This window comes from Psychroflexus sp. MES1-P1E (genome assembly GCF_002836055.1).
Classification (GTDB): Bacteria; Bacteroidota; Bacteroidia; order Flavobacteriales; family Flavobacteriaceae; genus Psychroflexus.
This window is the reverse complement of sequence record NZ_PJBS01000075.1, coordinates 1-217: the sequence shown is the minus strand read 5'-3', so window position 1 is coordinate 217 and position 217 is coordinate 1. Positions and strand designations below refer to the sequence as shown.

Annotated in this window: 1 pseudogene; it reads left to right on the top strand. The window is 34.1% G+C overall.

Going from position 1 to position 217, the window contains the following annotated elements:
* Positions 1 to 217, top strand: a pseudogene (locus CXF67_RS00375) (site-specific integrase); the annotation flags it as partial.

Below are 217 nucleotides of genomic sequence, written 5' to 3'. Positions count from 1 at the left end.
GAAGATTGTCAATCAGTATTTGAATGGTATTGTACAGAAAACTAGTGCCAGAAACCGAAACAATTCTAGGACAGATATCGCTTCCTTATTTCAGTTGCTGGAAGAAAATGAAATTATTACATCCAATTTCGTACAATCCATACCAAAATTAAAGACCGTTCCTAAACGAAATAAAACCTATACGCCAGACCAGGAAAAGAAAATCAATACCTACTTA